This window comes from Marinobacter sp., assembly GCF_040882185.1.
In the GTDB taxonomy this organism is placed as follows: Bacteria; Pseudomonadota; Gammaproteobacteria; order Pseudomonadales; family Oleiphilaceae; genus Marinobacter.
Genome location: NZ_JBBEBW010000002.1, coordinates 468,790 through 492,097 on the forward strand (window position 1 = coordinate 468,790; position 23,308 = coordinate 492,097).

At 56.9% G+C, this 23,308-nt stretch carries 25 protein-coding genes; 19 read left to right on the plus strand and 6 right to left on the minus strand.

Translation table 11 applies throughout. The annotated features are described in order from the left end of the window. Positions 1-59: 59 nt before the first annotated feature. The 10 genes from cheY (at position 60) to WEB64_RS03320 (ending at position 9,035) form a co-directional block, all read left to right on the plus strand. Entirely contained in the window at positions 60-443 is a 384-nt protein-coding gene (gene cheY, locus WEB64_RS03275) for a chemotaxis response regulator CheY (RefSeq protein ID WP_368061807.1), read from the plus strand. Positions 444-463: 20 nt separating this feature from the next. Then, positions 464-1,252 carry a protein phosphatase CheZ gene (locus WEB64_RS03280; protein WP_368061806.1) on the plus strand — a complete coding sequence of 263 codons (789 nt, stop codon included), beginning with the start codon at positions 464-466 and terminating at the stop codon, positions 1,250-1,252. 14 nt (positions 1,253-1,266) lie between these two features. Then, positions 1,267-3,375, plus strand: a complete 2,109-nt coding sequence (locus tag WEB64_RS03285; protein WP_368061805.1) for a chemotaxis protein CheW — start codon at positions 1,267-1,269, stop codon at positions 3,373-3,375. Between the two features lie 36 nt (positions 3,376-3,411). Beyond that, entirely contained in the window at positions 3,412-4,566 is a 1,155-nt protein-coding gene (locus WEB64_RS03290; RefSeq protein ID WP_368061804.1) for a chemotaxis response regulator protein-glutamate methylesterase, read from the plus strand. After that, complete coding sequence (locus WEB64_RS03295) at positions 4,566-5,306, plus strand: flagellar motor protein (RefSeq protein WP_368061803.1); 741 nt, start codon at positions 4,566-4,568, stop codon at positions 5,304-5,306. Before WEB64_RS03290 ends, WEB64_RS03295 begins: the two co-directional genes overlap by 1 nt. 43 nt (positions 5,307-5,349) lie before the next feature. Then, positions 5,350-6,132, plus strand: a complete 783-nt coding sequence (motD, locus tag WEB64_RS03300) for a flagellar motor protein MotD (RefSeq protein ID WP_368061802.1) — start codon at positions 5,350-5,352, stop codon at positions 6,130-6,132. A 152-nt stretch (positions 6,133-6,284) separates the two neighbouring features. Next, on the plus strand, positions 6,285-7,073 hold the full coding sequence (locus WEB64_RS03305) for a ParA family protein (RefSeq protein WP_368061801.1): 789 nt from the start codon (positions 6,285-6,287) through the stop codon (positions 7,071-7,073). Between the two features lie 73 nt (positions 7,074-7,146). Continuing rightward, positions 7,147-7,929 carry a chemotaxis protein CheW gene (locus tag WEB64_RS03310; RefSeq protein ID WP_368061800.1) on the plus strand — a complete coding sequence of 261 codons (783 nt, stop codon included), beginning with the start codon at positions 7,147-7,149 and terminating at the stop codon, positions 7,927-7,929. A gap of 152 nt (positions 7,930-8,081) precedes the next feature. Then, positions 8,082-8,570, plus strand: coding sequence for a chemotaxis protein CheW (locus tag WEB64_RS03315; RefSeq protein ID WP_368061799.1), 489 nt, complete (start codon positions 8,082-8,084; stop codon positions 8,568-8,570). Positions 8,571-8,645: 75 nt separating this feature from the next. After that, positions 8,646-9,035: a DUF2802 domain-containing protein gene (locus WEB64_RS03320; protein ID WP_368061798.1), complete on the plus strand. Its 390-nt coding sequence runs from the start codon at positions 8,646-8,648 to the stop codon at positions 9,033-9,035. A 13-nt stretch (positions 9,036-9,048) separates the two neighbouring features. On the opposite strand, the gene WEB64_RS03325 is transcribed toward WEB64_RS03320, so the two are convergent. Further along, entirely contained in the window at positions 9,049-9,351 is a 303-nt protein-coding gene (locus WEB64_RS03325) for an EscU/YscU/HrcU family type III secretion system export apparatus switch protein (protein ID WP_368061797.1), read from the minus strand. A 38-nt stretch (positions 9,352-9,389) separates the two neighbouring features. Beyond that, on the minus strand, positions 9,390-10,787 hold the full coding sequence (locus tag WEB64_RS03330) for a flagellar hook-length control protein FliK (protein ID WP_368061796.1): 1,398 nt from the start codon (positions 10,785-10,787) through the stop codon (positions 9,390-9,392). Between the two features lie 205 nt (positions 10,788-10,992). On the opposite strand from WEB64_RS03330, the gene ccmA reads away from it, so the two are divergent. From ccmA to ccmI, 9 genes are all read left to right on the plus strand, one after another. Beyond that, complete coding sequence (ccmA, locus tag WEB64_RS03335) at positions 10,993-11,646, plus strand: cytochrome c biogenesis heme-transporting ATPase CcmA (protein ID WP_368061795.1); 654 nt, start codon at positions 10,993-10,995, stop codon at positions 11,644-11,646. A 52-nt stretch (positions 11,647-11,698) separates the two neighbouring features. Beyond that, on the plus strand, positions 11,699-12,361 hold the full coding sequence (gene ccmB / locus WEB64_RS03340; protein WP_368062253.1) for a heme exporter protein CcmB: 663 nt from the start codon (positions 11,699-11,701) through the stop codon (positions 12,359-12,361). A gap of 27 nt (positions 12,362-12,388) precedes the next feature. Then, positions 12,389-13,135 carry a heme ABC transporter permease CcmC gene (gene ccmC / locus WEB64_RS03345; protein ID WP_368061794.1) on the plus strand — a complete coding sequence of 249 codons (747 nt, stop codon included), beginning with the start codon at positions 12,389-12,391 and terminating at the stop codon, positions 13,133-13,135. A 2-nt stretch (positions 13,136-13,137) separates the two neighbouring features. Beyond that, the gene (ccmD, locus tag WEB64_RS03350; RefSeq protein ID WP_368061793.1) at positions 13,138-13,377 is read left to right on the plus strand and encodes a heme exporter protein CcmD; all 240 of its coding nucleotides are present in this window, start codon (positions 13,138-13,140) and stop codon (positions 13,375-13,377) included. 28 nt (positions 13,378-13,405) lie between these two features. Beyond that, positions 13,406-13,873 carry a cytochrome c maturation protein CcmE gene (gene ccmE, locus WEB64_RS03355; protein ID WP_368061792.1) on the plus strand — a complete coding sequence of 156 codons (468 nt, stop codon included), beginning with the start codon at positions 13,406-13,408 and terminating at the stop codon, positions 13,871-13,873. Between the two features lie 42 nt (positions 13,874-13,915). After that, positions 13,916-15,919 (plus strand): heme lyase CcmF/NrfE family subunit, encoded by a 2,004-nt coding sequence (locus WEB64_RS03360; RefSeq protein WP_368061791.1) that lies wholly within the window; start codon positions 13,916-13,918, stop codon positions 15,917-15,919. Next, positions 15,916-16,452 (plus strand): DsbE family thiol:disulfide interchange protein, encoded by a 537-nt coding sequence (locus WEB64_RS03365; protein WP_368061790.1) that lies wholly within the window; start codon positions 15,916-15,918, stop codon positions 16,450-16,452. The genes WEB64_RS03360 and WEB64_RS03365 overlap by 4 nt, the downstream gene beginning before the upstream one ends. A 5-nt stretch (positions 16,453-16,457) precedes the next feature. Further along, complete coding sequence (locus tag WEB64_RS03370; RefSeq protein WP_368061789.1) at positions 16,458-16,955, plus strand: cytochrome c-type biogenesis protein; 498 nt, start codon at positions 16,458-16,460, stop codon at positions 16,953-16,955. A gap of 77 nt (positions 16,956-17,032) precedes the next feature. Next, positions 17,033-18,310, plus strand: coding sequence for a c-type cytochrome biogenesis protein CcmI (ccmI, locus tag WEB64_RS03375; RefSeq protein ID WP_368061788.1), 1,278 nt, complete (start codon positions 17,033-17,035; stop codon positions 18,308-18,310). Here ccmI and WEB64_RS03380 read toward each other — a convergent pair. Genes WEB64_RS03380 through WEB64_RS03395 form a run of 4 tightly spaced genes read right to left on the minus strand, consistent with a single transcriptional unit; the run spans position 18,307 to position 23,300 of the window. Beyond that, a complete protein-coding gene (locus WEB64_RS03380) occupies positions 18,307-20,043 on the minus strand; it encodes a BatD family protein (RefSeq protein WP_368061787.1) in 1,737 nt (578 codons plus the stop codon). The genes ccmI and WEB64_RS03380 overlap by 4 nt on opposite strands. Then, positions 20,037-21,845, minus strand: coding sequence for a VWA domain-containing protein (locus tag WEB64_RS03385; protein WP_368061786.1), 1,809 nt, complete (start codon positions 21,843-21,845; stop codon positions 20,037-20,039). The genes WEB64_RS03380 and WEB64_RS03385 overlap by 7 nt, the downstream gene beginning before the upstream one ends. Next, positions 21,838-22,839: a VWA domain-containing protein gene (locus tag WEB64_RS03390; protein WP_368061785.1), complete on the minus strand. Its 1,002-nt coding sequence runs from the start codon at positions 22,837-22,839 to the stop codon at positions 21,838-21,840. Before WEB64_RS03390 ends, WEB64_RS03385 begins: the two co-directional genes overlap by 8 nt. Continuing rightward, positions 22,833-23,300 carry a DUF4381 domain-containing protein gene (locus WEB64_RS03395; protein ID WP_368061784.1) on the minus strand — a complete coding sequence of 156 codons (468 nt, stop codon included), beginning with the start codon at positions 23,298-23,300 and terminating at the stop codon, positions 22,833-22,835. The genes WEB64_RS03390 and WEB64_RS03395 overlap by 7 nt, the downstream gene beginning before the upstream one ends. Positions 23,301-23,308 lie beyond the last annotated feature (8 nt).

Below are 23,308 nucleotides of genomic sequence, written 5' to 3' on the forward strand. Positions count from 1 at the left end.
CCTGAGTGACAGGGCCATGAATTGATCTCAATTCCGGGCTTTATTTACTGGAGGTCCCTTTGGACAAAAACATGAAAATCCTGATTGTGGACGATTTTTCCACGATGCGCAGGATCATCAAAAACCTGTTACGTGATCTCGGCTTCACCAACACCGATGAAGCCGACGATGGCAACACCGCATTGCCGATGCTCAAAAGTGGCAAGTACGATTTTCTGGTTACGGATTGGAATATGCCCGGTATGTCGGGCATTGACCTTCTCAAAGAGGTCCGGGCCGACGAGAGTCTGAAAACCTTGCCGGTGCTGATGGTGACTGCAGAAGCCAAGCGAGACCAGATTGTGGCAGCTGCCCAGGCAGGTGTTAACGGTTATGTGGTCAAACCATTCACCGCGGCTGTGCTCAAAGAAAAGATCGAAAAGATCTTCGAACGCATTCAGTAAACGGGGTCGGACTCGCTCTTATGAGCAAAATTAAAAAGAACCATGCAAGTCTTGACCCCGAGGTAACCGAAAAACTTCGCAGTCAGGCCACCGAGCTGATGAACCAGGTGAATGCCGGCGATTACGGCAAGGCCATGGCCATGATCAGTGATCTGAGCGAAGTCCGGGACCAAAGCCTCTACCGGGAGGTAGGTCGCCTTACCCGCAGCCTGCATGAAGCCATCCGGAACTTTCAGATAGACCCCCAGAATCAGGAGCAGCAGGAAGCATTGTCAATGATGGCAGATGCGTCCGACCGTCTGGAATACGTGGTCCAGATGACCAGCAAGGCGGCCAACCGCACCATGGACCTGGTTGAAGATGCTATGCCAAGAGTGACCGCCATGCGCGATCAGACAAAATCGCTGAGAGAGGACTGGCAGCGATTGCGCCGCAGGGAGATTGCGCCGGCAGAATTCCGTGAGCTTTATGTTCGGATTGACCAGTTCTTTGCCACCACGGCCGATGACACCGACGTCATATATAGCAGTCTCTCTGAAATATTGCTGGCCCAGGATTTTCAGGATCTGACCGGCCAGGTGATCCAGAAAGTCACCACGCTGGTTAAAGAGGTTGAAGAACACCTGCTCAGCCTGGTGGTGATGGCAGGTCACGTAGACCAGATGACTGGCACGGTGCATGAGCTTTCGAAGCAAGAAGAAACCTCCCCAGAGAAAGGAGAGGGCCCACAAATGCGAGCTGCAGAGCGCGCAGACGTAGTTTCCGGACAGGACGATGTAGACGACCTGCTGTCCAGTCTCGGATTTTAAGGTGAGGGTGTTGCATGTCATTTGACGCTGATGAAGAGATCCTTCAGGATTTTTTGGTAGAGGCTGGAGAGATACTCGAGAAGTTGTCAGAGCAACTGGTAGATCTGGAACAGAACCCGGACGACAGTAATCTTCTGAATGCCATATTCAGGGGCTTTCATACCGTTAAGGGTGGGGCCGGTTTCCTGCAGTTGGAAGCGTTGGTTAACTGCTGCCACTCTGCCGAAAACGTGTTCGACACCCTGCGCAATCACAAACGTCGGGTCGACTCTGAACTGATGGATGTGGTGCTGGAAACTCTGGACTACGTCAACGTCATGTTTGACCAGGTCCGCAATAAGGAAGAGCTTACGTTCGCTCCGCCAGAGCTTATCCGCGCACTCGATGGTTTTGCATTACCCGCATCGCAAACGCCTGTTGAAAACACCGGTTCGCAGGTTTCGTCCCAGGCTGATGGGGCTGCTGAATCTGACGAGCATGGCGATATCACCGATGATGAATTCGAGGAATTGCTCAACGCCCTTGATGATGGAGATGCCAGTGCCGCACCCTCGTCGGTCGTTTCACAAGACACTCCTGCCAGCGACAGCGACGAAATTACTGACGATGAATTTGAGGCCCTGCTGGACAACCTGCACGGAAAGGGAAAGTTTTCCGGGCCGGTAGAGACGTCGTCCTCCCAGCACCACCCAACTGAACAGCCCGAATCGGGCGCTACGGGTGATAACGAAAACGTCAGCGGAGATAATTTTATCACCGATGACGAGTTCGAGAACCTGCTGGATCAACTTCACGGCAAAGGTAAGAGTCCTACGAAAGATGCTGACGCGCCTGCGGCAAAGCCCGAGGCAGAAGGCCAACCAGAGCCCGTCAAACCACCTCCGCAGCCAGAGAACGCAGCCGAAAGTGATAAACCGGGGGTGGCGTCGCCTGCAATGCCGGCAAGGGATTCATCCGCAGCGGCAGAAACCACCGTGCGAGTGGACACCAAGCGTCTTGATGACATCATGAACATGGTGGGTGAGTTGGTGCTGGTCCGCAATCGCTTGCAGCGTTTGGGCTCGAACAGTGAAGACGAGCACATGCAAAAAGCGGTTTCCAACCTTGATGTGGTCACCACCGATTTGCAGGCTGCGGTAATGCAGACTCGTATGCAGCCCATCAAAAAGGTGTTTGGTCGCTTCCCGAGAGTTGTTCGGGATCTCGCCCGAAGTCTGAAAAAAGAAATCAATCTCGAGATGCACGGTGAAGACACCGATCTCGACAAGAATCTGGTGGAAGCGCTCTCTGACCCGCTGGTCCACCTGGTACGTAACTCAGTCGACCACGGGATTGAAGGGCCGGACGTGCGGGAAAAAGCCGGCAAGCCGCGTGTTGGCCTGGTGATACTGTCAGCGGAGCAGGAAGGTGATCATATCCTGTTAGTCATCGAAGATGACGGCGCAGGTATGGACCCGGAAGCCCTCCGACGTAAGGCCGTGGAGAAAGGGATTTACGACAAGGAGGCGGCAGATCGCCTCACCAGGACGGAGTGCTACAACCTGATTTTCGCCGCCGGGTTCTCTACCAAAGAACAGATTTCCGACGTCTCCGGTCGTGGCGTCGGCATGGATGTGGTGAAAACCAAGATCGGCCAGCTCAATGGCATGATTAATGTTGAGTCGGAGCTTGGCAAAGGCTCCCGTATCGTCATCAAGGTACCGCTTACGCTGGCGATTATGCCAACGCTGATGATTATGCTGGGAGATCAGTCGTTCGCGTTGCCGCTGGTAAACGTGGTGGAAATTTTCCACCTGGATCTCAGCAAGAAAAACATTGTGGATGGGCGAGAGTGTATTGTGGTCCGGGACAAAGTGTTCCCGTTGTTTCATATCAAGCATTGGCTGGTCAAAGGCGCCGCCGGGTCGCCCCCTCCAACGAACGGCCATGTGGTGATTGTTGCGATGGGAACCAAGCGCGTCGGTTTTGTGGTAGACCAGTTGGTTGGGCAGGAAGAAGTCGTCATCAAGCCATTGGGCCGTGCGTTGCAAGGCACGCCAGGCATGGCCGGGGCGACCATAACCGGGGACGGCAGGATCGCCCTGATCCTTGATGTTCCAACCCTGCTTCAGCATTACGGGTAGTCCCGATAACGGTCGAACCCAATAAAGGAGACATGCATGGCAGTTTCTGTTCTGGTCGTTGATGATTCAGGTTTTTTTCGCAAGCGACTGACTGAAATTTTGAATGCCTCTGATGGTATCCAGGTTATCGGTGTGGCCTCGAATGGGCGTGAAGGAGTCGAGATGGCCGAGAAACTGCGGCCTGATGTGATCACCATGGATTATGAAATGCCGGTTATGGATGGCATTTCAGCGGTTCGCGAAATTATGAGAACCCGTCCAGTGCCGGTGCTGATGTTTTCGTCCCTGACCTATGACGGCGCCCGGGTTACCCTCGATGCGTTGGAAGCGGGGGCTGTCGATTTTCTACCCAAGAATTTCGAAGATATTGCAAAGGATAGCAGCGAGCTGCAGAAGATCCTTCGAAACCGAATTCTGGACGTTGCCCGTAGTCGTCCAAACAGCGGCCGGCCCGCAACCGCTCCGGCGCCAGCATCAATTCCGCCGCAAACACCCCGCGCAAAGCCTGAGCCCTCTGTCGCCACAAACGCGCCGGTGCCCAGTCAATCCGACGCCCCCCGCCCAGCGGCACCGACGTCAGAACCACCTGCTCGCTCAAGTCATCGTAAGACACCCACCCGGCACTACGATGTTGTGGGCATTGGTACCTCTACCGGCGGCCCAATCGCCTTGCAGAAAGTGCTTGTGATGTTGCCAGCCAATTTCCCGGCGCCCCTGGTGCTCGTTCAGCACATGCCTGCCAGCTTTACACCGGCATTTGCAGATCGACTCAACAAGCTTTGCCAAATCGAGGTCCGGGAAGCCGTGGAGGGCGATATGCTGAAGCCGGGGCTGGCGTTGCTGGCGCCCGGAGGCAAACAGATGATGATCGAGAGCCGTGGGGGTCAGGGGCGGGTGCGTATTCTTCCCGGAGACGAGCGGCTCAATTATAAGCCCTGTGCGGACGTCACGTTTGGCTCCCTGGCCCGCAGTTTTCCCGGTAAGACCCTTGGCGTCATATTGACGGGGATGGGCGCAGACGGCAAAGAAGGCTGCCGGATGATGAAGGAATCCGGCTCTGTAGTGTGGTCCCAGGATGAAAAAACCTCGGTTATTTACGGCATGCCTATGGCCGTAGCCAAAGCCGGGCTCACTGATGAAGTGCTTCCCCTGCAGGAAATCGGCAAACGGCTGGTTGAAGGCGTCAGCTGATGGATATTCTGAGCCTGCTCGGAATTATTCTGGCATTCGTCGCCATTCTGGGCGGTAATTTGCTGGAAGGTGGTGCCCTGAGCTCTCTCTTTAACGGTCCTGCCGCCCTCATCGTCATTGGGGGTACCTTGGCTGCTACCTCGCTCCAGACGTCCTGGCCGGTACTTCGTTGCGCGTTTGCCCAGGTTCGCTGGGTGTTCCTGCCGCCCTACGTAGGCCTTGAGGATGGTATTGGCAAGGTGATTGATTGGAGTGTCAAAGCCCGGAAACAGGGTTTGCTGGGTCTGGAAGGTCTGGCAGAGAGAGAGCCCGAGCGGTTTGCGAGAAAGGGCCTGCAACTGCTGGTAGATGGCGCAGAGCCAGAGTCGATACGCGGTATCATGGAGGTAGATCTGGACTCCAGGGAACAGCGGGACCTTGATGCCGCCCGGGTATTTGAGGCCATGGGCGGCTATTCACCCACCATCGGTATTATCGGCGCGGTCATGGGGCTGATCCAGGTGATGACCAATCTTGAAGACCCGGCCAGTCTTGGTAGTGGTATTGCCACAGCCTTTGTCGCCACTATTTATGGCGTTGCACTGGCCAATCTGTTGTTCTTTCCCATCGCCAACAAACTTCGTGGTCTGGTCAGGGTTCGTTCTCGCTATGAAGACATGATGATTGACGGCCTGATTGCCATCGCAGAAGGGGAAAATCCACGCTCCATCGAGTTGCGTCTGCGAGGTTTCCTGCACTGATGTCCCTGAGGCACCAGTAACGGAACGAGCAGGAGGAGGCATCATGCGACGTCGGCGACAAAATGAAGACGACCCCCACAACCAGGAGCGCTGGCTGATTTCCTATGCGGATTTCATCACGCTGTTGTTCGCCTTTTTTGTCGTGATGTATTCCGTCTCCTCTGTCAACGAAGGCAAATACAAAGTGCTTTCGGAAACCCTTACCGGGGTATTCAATGCGCCTCAACGGTCAGTGAATCCCATCGAAGCAGGGGAGGCAACCCCGACCAGCCGGTCGGGTCAGGGCGCCGACGTTATCCCGCCGCCGGTCACTGAAGCGCCCCGCAACCGTGAATCCAGTCAACAAGCCAGAAGCGCTGCTCTCAGAGTGATGGCCGATCAGCTTGCCCTGGAGTTTGATGAATTTATCGAGCAGGGGGTAGTGACCCTCGAAACCAGTGATGAGTGGATCGAGCTTAGCTTAAGAAACAGCCTGCTGTTTGGAAGCGGAGATGCAGAACCTCACTTCGATTCGTTTACAGTATTGGAAACCATAGCCGGGGTGCTTGAAAATCGCGATAACGCTGTGCGGGTTGAAGGCTTTACCGATGACCGTCCGATCCGGACACAGGCTTTCCCCTCTAACTGGGAGCTCTCTACTGCGAGGGCAGCAGCGGTGGTGCGGATGCTGGCAATGGAAGGTATTGAACCCGCTCGCATGGCGGCCATCGGTTACGGCGAATTTCAGCCGGTTGCCCGCAATGACACCGATGAAGGCCGTAGTCGGAATCGTAGGGTGGTGCTGTTGATATCCCGGGACGCCAGCATTCGGGGCGCCATGCGGTAGCCAGGCGCTGGAAGGCGTCGAAGCTGGCACGGATTCTGTATTTATCTGAATTTAGTGCTGAAGCCGGGCAATAGTTTGCCGTCGGAGTATCAAGTTAATGTCAGCCGCGCCGATACAGTAAAACAGGGTGCGTCATCAGTCGGAGAGTCAGTGTGCGAATCTGGGCAGTAGCCAATCAGAAAGGTGGCGTCGGTAAAACAACGACCGTGGTTACGCTCGGCGGGCTTTTGGCGGCCCGTGGCAAGCGTGTGCTGGTGGTGGATCTGGACCCTCATGGCTCGCTCACGAGCTGGTTCGGCCATGATCCTGATAGTCTTCAACACAGCGTCTTCGATTTGTTTCAGCACCAGGGCAAGGTTCCCGATGGTTTACCGGCTCAGCTGGTCACAGAGACTCCCTGTACGGGCCTCTCGCTTCTGCCAGCGAGTACTGCACTGGCGACGCTGGAGCGTCGAATGGTTGGCGTAGAAGGGATGGGTTTGATAATTTCCCGGGCGCTGGCGCAGCTTTGGGATGATTTTGACTATGTGCTACTGGATAACACACCATCACTTGGCGTCTTGATGGTCAATGCCCTGGCCGCTGCTCAGCATCTTGTGGTCCCCGTGCAGACGGAGTTTCTGGCAATTAAAGGGCTGGAAAGGATGCTGCACACCCTTGAAATGATTATGCGTTCCCAGAAAAGCCAGTTGACGTACACCATCGTGCCAACGCTCTTTGACCGGCGTACTCAAGCGTCCCTTAAAAGTCTCAATACACTCCGCAAGAGTTATCCGGATACCTTGTGGCGTTTTGCCATTCCGGTTGACACTAAATTCCGGGACGCCAGCCAGGCCGGTGTCGTGCCCTCCTCGTTTGACAACGAAACCCATGGGGTAAGGGCCTACCGGCGGTTGCTGGATGATCTCATAGAGAGCACCAGTACGTCGGGGAGTCAGTGATGATGCAGGTCAGAATTTTGACGCCCGCCGGTACCATGCCGCCAGAACGCGGACTCAAGCGGGTGGCCGGATAATGAGTTCAGCCACTGATACCCAATTTGCCAGTCCGACTACGGCGTTGGCCAGCTATCTTGATGAACTGCTTCAAACAGCCACCAGTAGCGCGCTGGAAACTGGCGACTCTGGGGCAGAACCGGTTCGCAACGAATCTCGGGCTGCGCCCCCAGCTCCAGTGATCGCAGCGCCCGTGGCGCGTGTGAGGGTCGAATCCAAAGTGTCGCCTGAGCCGGTTGCAGAACCTGTCAAAACACCGGAGGTTGGACCGGCGAGCACCGCATACCCGGCTCAGCGCACTGAAGAGCCGCCAGCAGAGTCACCGCCGCTGGAACGCCCACCCTGGTCCCAAAAGCCCTTTGAGTGTCTGATTTTCCGGGTTGCCGGGTTGCAACTGGCAGTACCGCTGGTGTTACTGGGGGCTATCCACAGGATCGAAAGCAAAGTGAAACCAATACCCGGGCGGCCGCCATGGTATATGGGCATGCTTCCGGACCGTGATCAGAACCTCCGGATCGTGGATACTGCTGAGTGGATCATGGCCGGGAGGGTGCCAGCGGGAGCCCGGGAGGGTTATCGTTTTGTCATTCGTCTGGATAACAGCGAATGGGCATTGGCCTGTGACGAGGTTGCGCAATCTTTTACGCTGGATCCGGAAGAGGTGCGTTGGCGTTCTGCCCGGAGTAAGCGGCCCTGGTTGGCGGGGACAGTGATCAAGCATATGTGCGCCCTGATCGACGTCGGCACTATGGCCTCCCTGTTGGCCCGTGCAGAAAACGAGCAGCGCTTGGCGCTCGAGTAAAGGTTTTATGTTTGCCGGATGTTCCGCTTTCAAGGTCTGAGAGGGAAGGACTGGCACGGTTTGTGCCCTTAACTGATAGTGAGGGCACTGTTGATGGTTTTTTGACGATCAGGTTGTCCGGTTCGGGCAGCCTGCCTAGGAGACAGTGCGATATGGCAGCCCAGAGCGGACAGAAGAATCAGAGCCAGGACGATCAGGTACTTCAGTATGTGACTTTCCGGCTTGACGACGAAACCTATGGTATCGGCGTCATGCAGATTCAGGAAGTATTGAGGTACACCGAAATAGCGCCGGTCCCCGGCGCTCCGGATTACGTTCTTGGCATTATTAACCTGCGCGGCAACGTCGTTACGGTCATTGATACCCGCCGTCGGTTCGGACTTGCCGACCAGGAAGTCACTGACGCCACGCGGATCGTGGTGATGGAATCCTCCAATCAAGTTATGGGTATTCTGGTGGATTCTGTGGCCGAAGTGGTTTACCTGAAGTCCAGTGAAATTGAAATAGCACCGAATGTGGGTAACGAGGAAAGCGCAAAATTTATCCAGGGCGTGTGCAACAAGAACGGCGAACTCATCATTCTGGTTGAGTTCGACAAGATGCTGACAGACCACGAATGGGCTGAGATGGCATCACTCTGATCGGAAATAGCGGTATCGGACAGGGTGAACATAATGGCAGCCAGCCAATGGTCAGAGTGATGAGGAAACCCGATCATGATGGATTTGACAACGCTGGCCCCCTGGGCGCTGACCACCGGTGCACTGGTTTTACTGTTCATTCAATCCGTGGTGGCGCGTCGACAGGTTGGCCAGCTCAAGGGCCAGTTAAAGGAGCGTTGCGACGCCCTTGGTCGTGAAATTCATGCCACTGGCAGTGGCAGTATGGGTGTCGGCCACCGGGTAGTGGCCTGCGAGCGACAACTCCATGAACTGCGTGGTCTGATGGACGAAATGCGCCAGAACGATCCGCTCAGGGTGTCCTATGACGAGGCCTCCCGGCTGGTTGACCTGGGTGCCGATATTGATGACCTGATGAACACCTGCGGGATTTCACGGCCCGAAGCGGAACTGGTTGCGGCCTTGAAAAATCGTCGGGCCGCCTGACCGGTTACAGGGTTCAGCTATCTGTTGAATTTGCCCCCGCGTCCGCGGGGGTTTTCCCTTGCAGGTTGAAGGCAAATGCCAGAATTTCAGCAATCACCCGATACAGGGTGTCCGGTATTTCCTCATCCAACTCCAGTCGCGCCAGGATTGTGGCCAGCTCCGGGTTTTCATAAAGTGGGACGCCATGTTCCCTGGCAATCCGGATAATTTCGTCTGCAATGTCATCAAGCCCGCTCGCAGCCACGGTCGGCGCACGGGTGCCATCATATTTGAGCGCTACTGCAGTCTGTCGAAGGGCGTCGTGGGCATCAGTCATAGGCGTTATCTTCTGCGGCTAATGAGTCGGTTTGGGGGTCAGGCACGGGTATCCACCAAACGTTGCTCCAGTTTCGTGGTGGCGCCCTGGGGGCTGCCACGACGGCATTCCAGATCGACCACTTCCAATCCGAGGTCTGTCAGACGAGTGCGCAGCTCGGTCAGTTCAGTCTGAACCTGCCTGAGGGTGTCTTGCTGCTCCGCCCATACCCGTGCCGACACCTGCATGTCCCGAAGTGATACTTCAAAGTAAACCGGGCCAGAAGCATCCAGATCGAGGGCCAGGGAGAAGCGCCATTCCGCTACCGGCGATGTCGGTCGAGAATTGGGGCTGTCCCTGTCCTCGGCGGAGTAATGTTCCAGACGAAGCTGGGCGATTCTGGGCTCGTTCTGAGGCGTTACCCACGGCAATTCGATCAGCCAGGTAGACGGCGCAGGCGCTTCGGCAGTACCCCGATTGGTGAGCATCTGACTATGGAGCTGATTCACCGATATACGGTTCAGCATGCCAGCCAGCAACCGTAACATCTGCCCGACAGTAACCGGTTCGGTTTGCGACGTTGGCGGCGGGGTGGATAATGGATTCGGAAATTGCAACGGAGCCTGCACCAGTTCATGACTGGCGAGCGGCGTGAAACGATTGAATTGCTCAGCGCCAGCATTTTGCTGGGCTAACAGCGCGGTGACGACTCTGGTCAGGGCAAGTTTCAGATCGGGCAGGGTGGTATCTGGCGCCCTTGCCAGGCGGGATTCCGCGAACAGGCCGCTTTCGCTGATCCAGGCCTTTACCTGAGACGCCAGACTGCCTGGTGTCTGAGAACTGCTAGAGCCGGAGGTGGCGACGCTGGCGACAGGGCCCGCATTGATCGAGCCTGCCTTCATGCCTGGTGAAAAAGAATCGCTGGTGGGCAGACGGCTGACAAGTTGTTGAATCGCTGCCTGGGCGTTGATGGAAAGCGGCTGGGCCGGAGCCATCGGGGTGGTTGCTTTAGCGCCGATCGAGACCGCCGTCATCAACTGACTGAGGCCGGTATCAAGTCTTTGTTGCCAGGGCAGACGCTGAGCCAGAGCCTGCGCAATGCGGGACTCCATAGGTGGGGCCAGCTTGGACATTAACTGAAGTTCGTTACCGGCCCGCATCACCTTAATCAAGTCGCCGACCTCGAGTTTGGCTTCGCCCTGGGCGGGCTGAACCAGCAAGTTGCGTCCCCGGAGCTCCAGTAACAAACTGTCTGCCTGACCCTGTTGGTTAGTCAGAACCTGGGCCACCCGGGCCATTACCGCCTGGCGGTTTTCGAGTTGCAGCCGGTCAAGCAACGCGCCCGTGGATAGCGAGGGCTCATGTCGTTGGCCGGAACTGACGGACGAACCCTCGCCTTTAGCAGTACGGGGTGTTTCGGAGGGCTGTGGTGACTGGCCGCTATCGGGGACTTTCATACCACTCCTTAGCCCACGGATGTGTTCGAAAAATCGGTCGCCTGAGCTGAAACACAACTCCGGCGGTTCCAGACAGTAATTTTGTCACAGTTTCGTTATAATACTGCCCGCCGGAGGCTGCTGTCCTCCCCCGTACCCGGTGGTTTAATGCCGGGAGACCGTTATTCCTGAGCCACGCCAGGTCTTGTCAGTGTTTGGGGCCCCGATGTCAGAGCCACTAAAGTCCGCTCCCTTGCTTCAGGCGATTGGCTTGTCATGCGAGCGTGACGACAGACTTTTGTTCCAGAGTCTTGATTTCTCTATAGTGCCCGGCTCCCTGACCCGTGTCGAGGGGGCCAATGGCTCTGGCAAGACCACCTTGTTGCGTATCCTGGCAGGACTTCACGATGGTTTTGAAGGACAGGTGCTTTGGCAGGGCCAGCCTCTTATCGCCGACCGCGAAACATTTTTGCGGAATCTGCTGTTCATGGGTCACCGGCCCGGAGTCAAGCCTTTGCTTACGCCGTTGGAAAATCTCCGGTTTCTCATTTCCGGCCGCCAGAGAGTGACCGATGATCAGCTTTCAGAAGCGCTCTCAAGGGCAGGCCTTGCCGGTTTTGAAGATGTTTCCTGTCAGCACCTCTCGGCCGGTCAAACCCGCCGGGTTGCGCTCGCCCGGTTGCTGCTGTCCGATGAGCCACTGTGGATACTGGACGAAGCGTTTACCGCGATTGATCAACAGGGTGTTGAGGGTCTGGAGCAACTGTTGGTGAATCGCGCCGCCATGGGGGGTGCGATTATCCTGACCACACACCATGAACCCGAATTGCCGGGTATGGATCGTCTTTGTTTGGGGCAGGGAGGTGGTCGTGAATTCTGAAGCCCGGCCGATTATTCGACCGCTGCCGCACTCGACCCCCTTACTTCCCGCTATGTGGGCCGTATTGAAGCGTGATTTAAAGGTCAATTTCCGGCAGCTTCAGGACACCCTGAACCCACTGCTGTTTTTTGTCATGGTGGTGTCCCTGTTTCCTTTAGGGGTTAGCCCGGAAGTAGCGTTTCTTGAGATGGCCGGAGCCGGTATCCTTTGGGTGGCAGCCTTGCTGTCTACGTTGTTGTCCCTTGATCACCTGTACCGACATGATTTCGACGATGGCACGCTTGAGCAACTGGCCCTGCAGCCCCAGCCACTCTATTGGCTGGTGCTTGCGAAAACTTTGGCGCACTGGCTAGTGACCGGTTTGCCACTGGTGCTACTGGCCCCGATGCTGGGCGTGATGGTACATCTGGATGGGAACTCTGCAGCAATTCTGTGTCTAACGTTGCTGGTCGGAACTCCGGTATTGAGTTTTATCGGTTCCATAGGTGCCGCGCTGACTCTGGGGTTGAGGTCAGGCGGGGTACTGTTGTCATTATTGATTATCCCGCTGTATATACCGGTGCTTATTTTCGGCACGGGGACCGTGACCGCTGCGGCAGAGGGCGCCCCGGTGGGCGGTTATCTGGCCCTGATGGGTGCATTTCTGGTGTTGGCCATGACGCTGGCACCGTTTGCGTCGGCGGCCGCCTTGCGGATCAGTCTGTCCAATAATTGAGATTACGTTGAGAAAGGTATTCGCCTGATGTGGCAATTTTTTCACAAGCTGGGGTCACCCAAGTGGTTCTACGGCATTGCTGGTCGCTGGATGCCCTGGTTGCTCTGGAGCGGCCTGGCACTTGCTTTGGCAGGGATTGTCTGGGGGCTGGCGTTCGCCCCGAAAGATTATCTGCAGGGCAACAGTTACCGGATTATCTTTATTCACGTACCGTCTGCGTTCCTGGCGCAGTCGGTTTATATCATGATGGCGTCCGCAGCTGTTGTAACGCTGGTGTGGCGAATGAAGCTGGCGGATGTTTTTGTAAAGTCGGTTGCGCCGGTGGGTGCGGTCCTGACTTTTCTGGCGTTGTTTACGGGGGCCGTCTGGGGCAAGCCAACCTGGGGAACCTGGTGGATATGGGACGCCCGGCTGACGTCGATGCTGATCCTGTTGTTTCTCTACTTCGGCGTGATGGCCCTCGGTTCAGCGATTTCCGATGAGAAGTCTTCCGCCCGTGCGGTCGCGGTGCTGGTACTGGTCGGGGTGGTGAATATTCCGATCATCAAATACTCGGTGGAATGGTGGAACACGCTGCATCAGCCTGCCACCTTCAAGCTGACTGAAAAACCCAGCATGCCGATTGAAATGTGGTTGCCGCTTGTACTGGTGGTGCTGGGGCTCTATTTACTGTTTGGCTGGCTGGCCTTTGTCAGGATGCAGACCGAAATTCTTTATCGCGAACGCAAAACCCACTGGGTCAAAACGTTGATTCAGTCGGAAGGAGTTGTCTAACCATGGCGTTTGATTCCTTTCAGGCTTTTATGGTGATGGACGGTCACGGGCCCTATGTCTGGGCTTGTTATGCCGCATTTTTCCTGTTGCTGGGCGGGCTGGTCGCGTGGTCTTTCAGTCAGCGTCGTCGGCTTGAATCCGACCAGCGACGTCAGTTGAAACTGGAGGCCCGAAACCGTCAACAGGGAGAACCTGATGGCAGGTCCCGGCGTAAAACCTCTGAATTCAACCCGTTAAATTAACATCGTAACCGATCTGTCTGAGTGGATTATGCACCCGAAAAGAAAGAAACGATTAACGCTGATTTTGTTTTTGATGGCTGGGCTAAGTGTCGCTATTGGCCTTACGACTTACGCATTGAGACAAAATATAAGTCTGTTCTACGACCCTAGTCAGATCGCCGCCGGTGAGGCGCCGGGGGATGTACGTATCCGGGCGGGAGGTATGGTGGAAGAAGGCTCTGTAAAGCGCGATCCGGAGTCTCTGCGAGTGACCTTTAGAGTAACGGATTTCGAGTCTTCGGTGACCATGGAATATACCGGCATTCTGCCCGATCTGTTCGCCGAAGGGCAGGGTGTGGTGGCAACTGGCAGGCTTAATGAAAACCGGCTCTTCGTGGCAGACCAGGTGCTGGCGAAGCATGATGAGAACTATATGCCGCCGGAGGTCATGGAGTCCCTGGAAAAAGCAGCAGCTCGGGCTGAGAAGAACACAGCCCAGACTTTGCCCGAGTACTGAGCCAGACTAGCGTTTTAATCCAGATCCCCTGGGGAGAATTTAATGTTTCCGGAGTTCGGACAGTTTTCGCTGATACTTTCGCTGCTGCTGGCTATTTTGTTGGCGACCATACCCCTGGCCGGCTCACTTGCCGGTCGTGTCAGTCTGCAGGCCTTTGCGAGACCGCTGGCGGCTGGTCAGTTTGTGTTCGTCGCTATTTCGTTCGCGGTATTGACCTATGCGTTCATGGTAGATGATTTTTCGGTGGCCTACGTTGCCAACAACAGTAACAGCTTGCTGCCCTGGTACTACAAGTTCAGTGCAGTCTGGGGTGCCCACGAAGGGTCCTTGCTGCTCTGGATATTGATCCTTGCGGGTTGGACGCTTGCCGTCGCGATTTTCAGTCGGCGTCTGCCTACGGTGATGACATCCCAGGTATTGTCGGTTATGGGTATGATCAGCGTCGGTTTTCTGCTGTTTATTCTGATGACCTCCAATCCCTTTGAGCGTATTCTCCCCAACGTACCAACCGATGGTGCGGATTTGAACCCGCTGCTCCAGGACTTCGGACTGATCGTGCACCCGCCCATGCTCTATATGGGATATGTGGGTTTCTCCGTCGCCTTCGCCTTCGCCATCGCTGCTCTGATTAACGGCCGGCTCGACGCTGCCTGGGCCCGTTGGTCACGCCCGTGGACGACCGTGGCCTGGGCTTTTCTGTCGGTCGGCATAGCGCTGGGTAGCTGGTGGGCCTATTACGAACTTGGCTGGGGCGGCTGGTGGTTCTGGGATCCGGTCGAAAACGCGTCTTTGTTGCCTTGGATTGCAGGTACGGCGCTGATGCACTCGCTGGCCGTGACCGAGAAACGTGGGGTGTTCAAGAGTTGGACAGTGCTGTTGGCTATACTGACCTTTTCACTCAGCCTGTTGGGTGCCTTCCTCGTGCGCTCGGGTGTGTTGACGTCCGTGCACGCGTTCGCCTCTGATCCCACTCGGGGCCAGTTTCTGTTGGCTCTGCTGGCTATTACCATTGTATCGAGCCTGATACTTTATGCTTTTCGTGCGCCGGTAGTGCACAGCCGTATTCGTTACGGCTCTGCTTCCCGTGAAATATTCCTGCTGCTCAATAATGTGCTTTTGATTGCTGCGATGCTGCTGGTGTTGGTAGGCACGTTGTATCCGTTAATTCTGGACTATCTCGACATGGGACGGCTGTCCATTGGGGAGCCGTTTTACAACCTGACTTTCTCACCGGTGGCGATTGCGGTGGGCCTGCTGCTGGGTGCGGGTATCTTTTCCCGCTGGAAGAAAACCGACGGTGGCTGGCTCGGGCGGAAACTGCTCTGGCCAGCGACAGTGAGCCTTATTATCGCGGTGCTGGTGCCGCTGTGGATGGGTAGGTTCGAGCCCTGGGCGTTCGCAGGCTGCTTCTCTGCTGCCTGGATCGTGACAGCTACCGCCCGTGACCTCTGGGATAAATCAGCGTCCAGGCAAGGTCGGTTACATGGCCTTCGGCGCCAGTCTCGGAGCTACTATGGCATGGTCCTCGGGCACCTGGGGCTGGCGATAACCATGGCGGGCGCAACGGTGGTGTCGAATTACGGGGTCGAACGCGATGTTCGGATGTCGCCGGGAGATACGGCTCAGATCGAGAATATCGACTTCACGTTTGTACAGATCGGCGAACGCCAAGGCGCCAATTTCACGGCCGAAACCGCGCAAGTCGATATCTCCCGTGATGGTCGCAACATAGCCACGCTTTATCCGGAGAAGCGCCAGTACACTGTGCAGCGAAGCATCATGACTGAGGCCGGCATTGATGCTGGATTGACCAGGGATCTGTTTGTGGCGCTTGGGGAGCAGGTGGGTAATGACGCTTGGGCGATGCGGATCCAATACAAGCCGTTGATTCGGTGGATCTGGCTCGGGTCCCTGTTTATGGCAGCGGGGGGGATTCTGGCTATTGCAGACCGGAGATACCGCATCCGGGAAAAGCTTCCCGCTAGCCGTGCAGCGAGGACACCCGAACCAGGCGCTGGTAACGCTGTTCCAGAGGCCACGTCATGAAGCGACTGTTGCTGTTTATCCCCGTAGTGTTGGCCATTACGCTGGGCGTGGTGATGTATTCGGGTATAGGAAAAGATCCCATGCACTTGGATTCAGCCCTGATCGGTAAACCGGTCCCGGCGTTCGAGCTTGCCCAACTGGAAAACCCGGACGTAATGCTCCGCAACGATGTCTTCAGCGGTCAGGTTTCCTTACTGAATGTCTGGGGTACCTGGTGTCCTGCCTGTCGCGACGAGCACTCTGATCTGGTCTGGCTGGCGGAGGAGAAAGGCGTTCACATTATCGGCCTCAATTACAAAGACAACCGGGAACAGGCGCTGGAGTGGCTTCAGACTCTGGGAAATCCTTACAGCGTTAACCTGTTTGATCCGTCCGGCCGCCTCGGGTTCGATCTGGGGGTTTATGGTGCCCCGGAAACCTACGTAGTGGATGCCGACGGCATTGTACGCTACCGACATGTGGGGGTTGTTAACGAAAAAGTCTGGAATGAGACCCTGGAACCACTCCTCCAAAAATTCAGTCGGGAGGGTTGATTGCCATGATTCGTCTGTTAACACTCGCACTGATGTTGACCGTTTCCGGGCTTGTCTTTGGCGCTACCAGTGACGTGTATCCGCTGGAGTCTGAGGCCGACCGGGAACGCTTTCGCGACTTGACCAAAGAGTTGCGTTGCCCGAAGTGCCAGAATCAGAACATCGCCGACTCCAATGCGCCGATTGCCGAAGATATGAAGAACGAGGTTTATCGAATGGTGCGCGAAGGGGCTACGGATGAAGAAGTGTTTGAGGCCCTGGTCGGTCGCTTTGGAGAGTTTGTGCGTTACCGCCCGCAACTGGAACCCCGCACCGTGATGCTCTGGGCAACGCCTGCCATTGTCGTCTTTGGTGGCGTGCTGATTGTCATTGGCGTTGTGGTCCGCTCCCGCCGCAATACCGAGGGTGCTTCTGCCCTGACGGATGACCAACGACTGCGCGCAGAGAAGATACTTCGAGCTGATGGCGCGGATACCACCGGTGATGCTGGCCCAAGAACCTGATAGCTCTGGCCCCGGTTTTGCTCCCGGTAGAAATTGCTGAACGACACTTACTTCATTGACAACGGGATCGCCGTGTTATGACGACCACCTTCTGGCTTGCTGCGACCGCACTGATGGGTCTGGCTTTGGCTTTTATTCTGTTTCCCCTGTTTTTTAACCGGCCCCAGGCGCGCGCGGAAACCGATCTTCGGAACCAGAATCTGCTGGCCTACAGAGGCCGTATGGCTGAGCTGGAAGCAGAGCACAAGGCTGGCATTCTGGATGATGAAAATTACCGTCAATTGCGGGACGAGCTTGCAGGCAGCCTACTGGATGATGTGTCAGATGAGCCAGCAGCAGCGGCTACCGAGAAGGCAGGCTCCCGGCGTACCGGGGCCTGGATTATCGCCTTGGGCAGCGTGGTTCTTATCCCGGCGCTGGCGGTATATCTATACCAGCACTGGGGCGCAATGGACGATGTCGAACAGTGGGTGGCGATGAAAGAGATGTCGTCCGAAGAGGACCGGGCCGGACAAATGAATCGCCTGTCCGCACAACTGCGGGAACGTCTCGAGGAAAGCCCTGATAACCCGGAGGGCTGGGCCATGCTGGGGCGGACATACATGAGTCTGGAACGCTATCCGGACGCCGCATGGGCCTTTGAACGGCTTGCCGAGCAAACCTCGGAGTCTCCCGGGCAAGCTGCGACCGCGCTCGGGCTTGCCGCTCAGGCCCGCTTTTTCGAAAGCAGGGGCGACATGAATGCCACCGTGTCAGCCGCCATTGAAGCAGCCCGTGCGATCAATCCGGATGAGGTTAACGCCCTCGGTTTGCTGGGCATTCATGCCTTTGAGCAAAAGCAGTTCGAAGACGCGATTGGTTACTGGGAGCGCATCGCAGAAGTGGCCCCGAATCATCCACAGTTGCCCTCAATCAGGCAAGGTGTTGCAGAGGCTTACCAGCGACTCGGCCGAGAGGCGCCCGCCCCTGTTGTCGGTGAAGCGGAAGCGGTATCGGAGCGAGGGGTTACGGTGCGAATCGAACTCAGTCCGGCATTCAATGGTCAGGTGCCGGATGATACCACGCTGTTTATATATGCCCGGCGGCCAGGTGAGCGGTCGGCACCGCTTGCGGTCGCTCGAAGCACTGCCGGTGAGTTACCCCTGGAGCTGCGTCTAACCGATGCGATGTCGATGACGCCGACAGCCACAATATCCGATGCCGAGGAAGTGGTGATTGCTGCCCGGCTGTCACCTGCCGCTACCGCCATGCCGCGCCCGGGTGATTGGCAAGGTGCTCTTGACGCACCGGTGGCCGTTACGAACACGGCCGGTGGCGAGCCCGTCGAACTGTTGATTGACAAGCAACTGCGTTAACGGACGCCGGGGTTCAGGCCGTCGGGATAAAACGGCGGCAGGTCCCCGTCCCCCTGCCTTTTCGTCTCCGTCTGTCTCCTCAGTTGGGCAAGCCGGGAAACCAGTTCCCGACCGTCCCAGGGTGAAGATTCGTGCTGCTGTCTTGCTCCGAACAGGCGGCTTTCAAGGTGGTTAACCTGGGCTTTTAGTTCGGGGTCGCCAGCCTTGCGCAGGACATCCGATGTACTGCTGAATACTTCCCCGGGATAGCGTGCTGTCATCCAGCGAGGCAACAGGTCCAGCGTCTCTGCGTGGCCTTTGTCAGCGGCGTGAACAAGGGCCTCGAAGAGGTCCTTCTCTGCTTCGACAGTGGAGTTCTGAGCACCGCGCTTGCCCGAGACGGTCCGCTTGCCTTGTCGCCGCCAAAGCAGCAACGTAACGGCCCATCCGACTGCCAGCACGGCGGTAATCCAGGGCCAGTAATGACGCTGGTTGGCCTCCGGGCCATCTGGTGAGGGCGTGGCGACTTCGGTTTCAACAGCGTTGACCGGCGGCGGCGACTGCGGCGTTGACTGACTACCGGCAGCCGGTAATACCGTCAGCGTGCGTGCGGGAATGACCGCGACCCGCTCCTGGTCGGTCTCGGTATCCCACCAGGGCACGCGCACCTCTGGCAAGGTATAAGTGCCGGCTTGAACGCCCACGAGCGCCGTGGTTTGAGTGAGGGTCCCGGTGAGGGTCTCATTACTGACTGTGGTTTCGGTTTCCGGTTGTTCGGGATAACTGCGCAAGCCGTCTGGAATCGTCGGTGTCAGTGGTGGCAGGGCGTTCGCTGGTAGCCCCTCTGCTTTCAGGGTGATGGTTTGCGTCAAGCTCTGGCCAACGCTGACTTCACTAATGTTATCCAGCCCGCGCTCGTCCAGCGTGAGCGCGCTGGCAGGTAGCCAGACATCTCCACCGAACTGATCCGGTGGTGCGCTGACCGGAATGTCGAAAAGCCGGGTGCTATCACGCAGGAACACCAACTGGCCCCGATTACTTCGGGTTTGTCCCTCAAACCGGATCGGGTCAATGGATAGAGATCCCGGAGTTTGGGGGTAGATGGCGTACCGACGTTCAACAACCCGGTAGCGCTGGCCATCGCGGAAGCGGCTGTACTCACTTTGTTTGCCCAGGGATTCGATAATGGCGTCGGGATGTTCAGGTTCTGTCAGGTCACCGCGAATCAGGTTGCCGGTGAAAAACAGCCTGACGGTGAGTACCAGTTGCTCCTGAACGTACACCTGGTCCTTGTCGGCTGCCAGTTCGATAAACGCATCCCGGGGTTCCCCGGTTTCATCGCCCGCGTTGCCTGCCTGAACCGTGATCGTAATCGGCTCGGAACGGGCGTCGTTAAAATTCAGTGGTGGAATAGTCAGTGCGCCGGTTCGACGGGGGGCCAGTTGATAGGTCCAAGTGATCTCGGCGTGGGTATCACCGTTGATGTTGCGCACGCTGTATTTCTGGTTCTGCCCGAGAATCTCGAAGTCTTTTTCAAGGGCCTCGATATCAGGTGCTGGCAATTCCAGACTGCCCAGGTTAAACAGGCTGTCGAGGTTGATAGACAGTTCCATGTCACCTACCACGGTGAGGGTCAGGGCCTCGTTTTCGTGTAGGCTCAGGCGGTCCGGTTCCACGCGTAACGTCTGTTGTGCCATCACCTGTGTTGCAAGGATCGACACCAGAGCTATAACCATTATGAGTCGGGCTACCATGGAGTATCACTCTCGCTGGGTTGGGTATCACGTTCCCGGTATTGTTGCAGAAATTTGCGCCGCAATAATCCACCCGGATCATCCGGAATGCGCCTGAGCCAGCGTTCCTGGCCCTGGGACAAGGGCGATGGCTTCAGTTCTGCAGGAGCTGAAGTTTCGCTTTTTGGGTTATTCCTTTCGGTCTCGCTGCTTGCCGCGGATTGAGGCTCAACTGACTCTGAGGGTTTATCTTCCGCCTCGCTTTCGCCCGCTCCCTGGCCAGCCTCGGTTTCTCCACCTTGTTGACTCTGATCTGACTCATTGCCTTCCCCGGTGGGTTGTTCACCGTCGGGTTTGCTCTGGCCTCCTGACTCCTCAGAGGGGTTTCGCTGGTCGCTTTCCGAGTTTTCGCTGGCGCTGTTTTCTCCGCTTTGTTGCTGGTTATTTTGCTGTTCCTGCTGCTGTTGATCCAGCAACTGCTTCACAAGTTCGAGGTTGTGACTGGCATCTTCATGTGCTGGCCGGGTTTTCAAAATCTGCTCGTAGGAAGCAATGGCTGCCTCCAGTTCGCCAGCCCGGGCCAATGCATTGCCCCGGTTATAGGCGGCGTCAGGAGAGTCAGATTTACTGAAGGTACTGGCGGCGGATCCGTAATCACCCGCGCGATATTGTGCACTGCCTCGCCAATCAGGAGGGTCAAGTTGCTCGGCTGCCTGCTTGGGATCCTGTTCTATTAAGGCTTCTGCCCGTTGATCCGGGCGGGACCAGAGATCATCCCAACCAAACGCCATTGCCGGGCTGGGAGCCATCGGGGCAACCACCAGCACCAGTATCAGTAAAGCACCGCGCCGCCAGCACACGAGAAACAGAGGCATCGCCAACCAGAGCAACCAATAGCCGTCGTCCTGCCAGCGGCTGACAGAGAGATCCCGTTCACTGGCCTGCCAGTCGTCGCTGTCTACCGCACGGAGGTCCAGGGCATGCAGATCCCGGCTGTCGAAGGTCAGGCGGTGACTCTTGCCCCCGGTCCGCTCTGCTACCCAAGCCAGCGCGTCAGGGTCAGCCTGCGTGATCACCACCTCACCGTTATCCCGGATAAAACCGCGCTTGGGTAGCGGTATGGGGCCACCTTCGGGGGTACCTACCACGATAGTGCTGAGATTGAAGTTGCTACCCGCCAACGTGTCGCGTATCGCGTATTGATGCTCTGCCTGGACATCGTCACTGATCAGCAGAATTCGACCGGCGCCAGGCGCTCCTTGCTCGAGTAGGGATTTGGCCAGCGCAATTCCGAGGTCAGGGCGGTTGCCCGCGGCAGGCATAATCAGAGGATCCAGTACGCCAAGAAGACCCTGGACGGTGTCGTTATCATCGGTCAACGGCGTCACAACATGGGCATCTGCTGCATAGACTACCAGCCCTGTAAAGGCACCTTCCCGTTCTTTGAGTAAATCCTGGATCTTACGCTTGGCCAGGGTCAGACGGTCAGGCTCTACGTCGGTGGCGAGCATCGAAAGGGACAGATCGAGAACGATAACGAGGCTGTCGTTCTGCTGCTGCAATGGCGTCGGAGCCTCTCTCCAGGCGGGCCCGGAAAGGGTAATCGCCATTAGGATCAATGCCAGGGAGAGCATCACCAGAGGGGACTGTCCTGGCTTCTTTATCGTGCCGGTTTGACTGATTAGCGGCCTCAGGAGCGCCTCCGGCATGACTTTGAGCCAGCCGTTCTGCCCCTGCCGCGCGTGCCGGATAATCACCGGAATCAGTGGTATAGCAAGCAGTATCAGCAGCCAGAATGGGCGCAGGAAATGAAACTCAGACACTCACCACCTCCTTACGACCAGCCCTCAGGCGAAGCAACTGCAACATTGCCCACAGCGAGAGTGCCAACCCGGCTGGCCATACGTAAAGCTCCTTTACGGGCCGATAGCGTTGGCCTTCAAGTTCGATTGTTTCGAGCTGATTAATGCTTTCGTAGATCAGTTCCAGCTCCGGCAGGCTGCGAGCTCTGAAATAGTGTCCACCGGTCTGCTCGGCAATGCGGGTGAGCAAGGCTTCGTCAAGATCACGGGAAGGGTTGATCCGACGTGACCCCAATAAGCCGCTTTGAACCATGGATTCAGCACCTATGCCAATGGTGTAGAAACGGACACCCGCTGCTTTGGCAATTTCGGTGGCTTTATCCGGGGTTACTTCTCCAGCGGTGTTGGCACCGTCGGTTAACAGGATCACGACCCGTTGTTGTTGCGGGCGGTCCCTTAGTCGTTTGACCGCAAGCCCCATGGCATCACCAATCGCTGTCGCCCGTCCGGCCATGCCGATACCGGCTTCATCGAGCAACGTCTGAATAGTCTTATGATCGAATGACAGCGGCGCCTGAATGTAGGGCTGCGTGCCAAACAACAGCAGCCCCAGGCGATCACCAGAGCGTTGTTCGATAAAGTCTGAGACCACACGTTTCACGGCTTGCAGCCGGTTAATACCGCGACCATTAATCACCATGTCCTGCTCATCCATGCTGGGGGAAATGTCCACTGCCAGCAGCAAGTCACGGCCGGTAACGGGCACATCAACCGGTTCCCCAACATGTTGTGGGCGCGCCAGGGCCACCACCAGCAGTAACCAGGCCATCATCAGAAGCAGAGTTTGCCACCAGGGGACTGCGTTGCCGGACTTGCTGACGCCGGGCAGGTCCTGAAGCCAGTGCCCCACCGGTATGACCGGCGCCTCGACCCGGGCATTGGCCTGGCGTTTAAAGCCAATGAGGAGTGGAAGCAATGCAATCAGCAATAACCAGGGATAAGCAAGGTTCAGCATCGTTGTGCCTCGAGCCAGCGCCTTGCTGCTGAGATGGCCTGCTGTGGGTTGCTTTCGGGATTCGGCCGCCAGCAACTGTCCACCAGCGAACGAAACCGTGCTTGATCATCGGCTGTCTGCCTGGGGGACGTCTCCGTCAGGAAACTCACCCAGGCCTCCCCGGACAGGCTCTCTGGACGTCGCTGGGGGAATTTTACCCGGGCTGCTCTTTTCAGTAGCCGATTCAATTCGTTGAACCACCGGGGGTCAGGCTGTTTGTGAGCGGCCAATGTTGTCAGTTCTGCCAGTGCTGTCTTTAACCAGCGATTACGGCGGTGTTTGCGGCGCACTACCACGACCACCCAGACCGCCAGCCCGAGCACCAGCGCAAACAAAACCCACCAGCCGGGCGCCGGTGGCCAGAAGCCACCGGGGTCTGGCAGGTGGATGTCCCTGAGTGCGCTGAGAGGATCCTGTTCCATATCGTTTG

Bases quoted from the DNA above. Each gene is read 5' to 3' on its own strand.
- WEB64_RS03280 (WP_368061806.1), top strand. From the start codon at position 464: ATGAGCAAAATTAAAAAGAACCATGCAAGTCTTGACCCCGAGGTAACC.
- WEB64_RS03285 (WP_368061805.1), top strand. From the start codon at position 1,267: ATGTCATTTGACGCTGATGAAGAGATCCTTCAGGATTTTTTGGTAGAG.
- WEB64_RS03290 (WP_368061804.1), top strand. From the start codon at position 3,412: ATGGCAGTTTCTGTTCTGGTCGTTGATGATTCAGGTTTTTTTCGCAAG.
- WEB64_RS03295 (WP_368061803.1), top strand. From the start codon at position 4,566: ATGGATATTCTGAGCCTGCTCGGAATTATTCTGGCATTCGTCGCCATT.
- motD (WP_368061802.1), top strand. From the start codon at position 5,350: ATGCGACGTCGGCGACAAAATGAAGACGACCCCCACAACCAGGAGCGC.
- WEB64_RS03310 (WP_368061800.1), top strand. From the start codon at position 7,147: ATGAGTTCAGCCACTGATACCCAATTTGCCAGTCCGACTACGGCGTTG.
- WEB64_RS03315 (WP_368061799.1), top strand. From the start codon at position 8,082: ATGGCAGCCCAGAGCGGACAGAAGAATCAGAGCCAGGACGATCAGGTA.
- WEB64_RS03320 (WP_368061798.1), top strand. From the start codon at position 8,646: ATGATGGATTTGACAACGCTGGCCCCCTGGGCGCTGACCACCGGTGCA.
- WEB64_RS03325 (WP_368061797.1), bottom strand. From the start codon at position 9,351: ATGACTGATGCCCACGACGCCCTTCGACAGACTGCAGTAGCGCTCAAA.
- WEB64_RS03330 (WP_368061796.1), bottom strand. From the start codon at position 10,787: ATGAAAGTCCCCGATAGCGGCCAGTCACCACAGCCCTCCGAAACACCC.
- ccmA (WP_368061795.1), top strand. From the start codon at position 10,993: ATGTCAGAGCCACTAAAGTCCGCTCCCTTGCTTCAGGCGATTGGCTTG.
- ccmB (WP_368062253.1), top strand. From the start codon at position 11,699: ATGTGGGCCGTATTGAAGCGTGATTTAAAGGTCAATTTCCGGCAGCTT.
- ccmC (WP_368061794.1), top strand. From the start codon at position 12,389: ATGTGGCAATTTTTTCACAAGCTGGGGTCACCCAAGTGGTTCTACGGC.
- ccmD (WP_368061793.1), top strand. From the start codon at position 13,138: ATGGCGTTTGATTCCTTTCAGGCTTTTATGGTGATGGACGGTCACGGG.
- ccmE (WP_368061792.1), top strand. From the start codon at position 13,406: ATGCACCCGAAAAGAAAGAAACGATTAACGCTGATTTTGTTTTTGATG.
- WEB64_RS03360 (WP_368061791.1), top strand. From the start codon at position 13,916: ATGTTTCCGGAGTTCGGACAGTTTTCGCTGATACTTTCGCTGCTGCTG.
- WEB64_RS03365 (WP_368061790.1), top strand. From the start codon at position 15,916: ATGAAGCGACTGTTGCTGTTTATCCCCGTAGTGTTGGCCATTACGCTG.
- WEB64_RS03370 (WP_368061789.1), top strand. From the start codon at position 16,458: ATGATTCGTCTGTTAACACTCGCACTGATGTTGACCGTTTCCGGGCTT.
- ccmI (WP_368061788.1), top strand. From the start codon at position 17,033: ATGACGACCACCTTCTGGCTTGCTGCGACCGCACTGATGGGTCTGGCT.
- WEB64_RS03380 (WP_368061787.1), bottom strand. From the start codon at position 20,043: ATGGTAGCCCGACTCATAATGGTTATAGCTCTGGTGTCGATCCTTGCA.
- WEB64_RS03390 (WP_368061785.1), bottom strand. From the start codon at position 22,839: ATGCTGAACCTTGCTTATCCCTGGTTATTGCTGATTGCATTGCTTCCA.
- WEB64_RS03395 (WP_368061784.1), bottom strand. From the start codon at position 23,300: ATGGAACAGGATCCTCTCAGCGCACTCAGGGACATCCACCTGCCAGAC.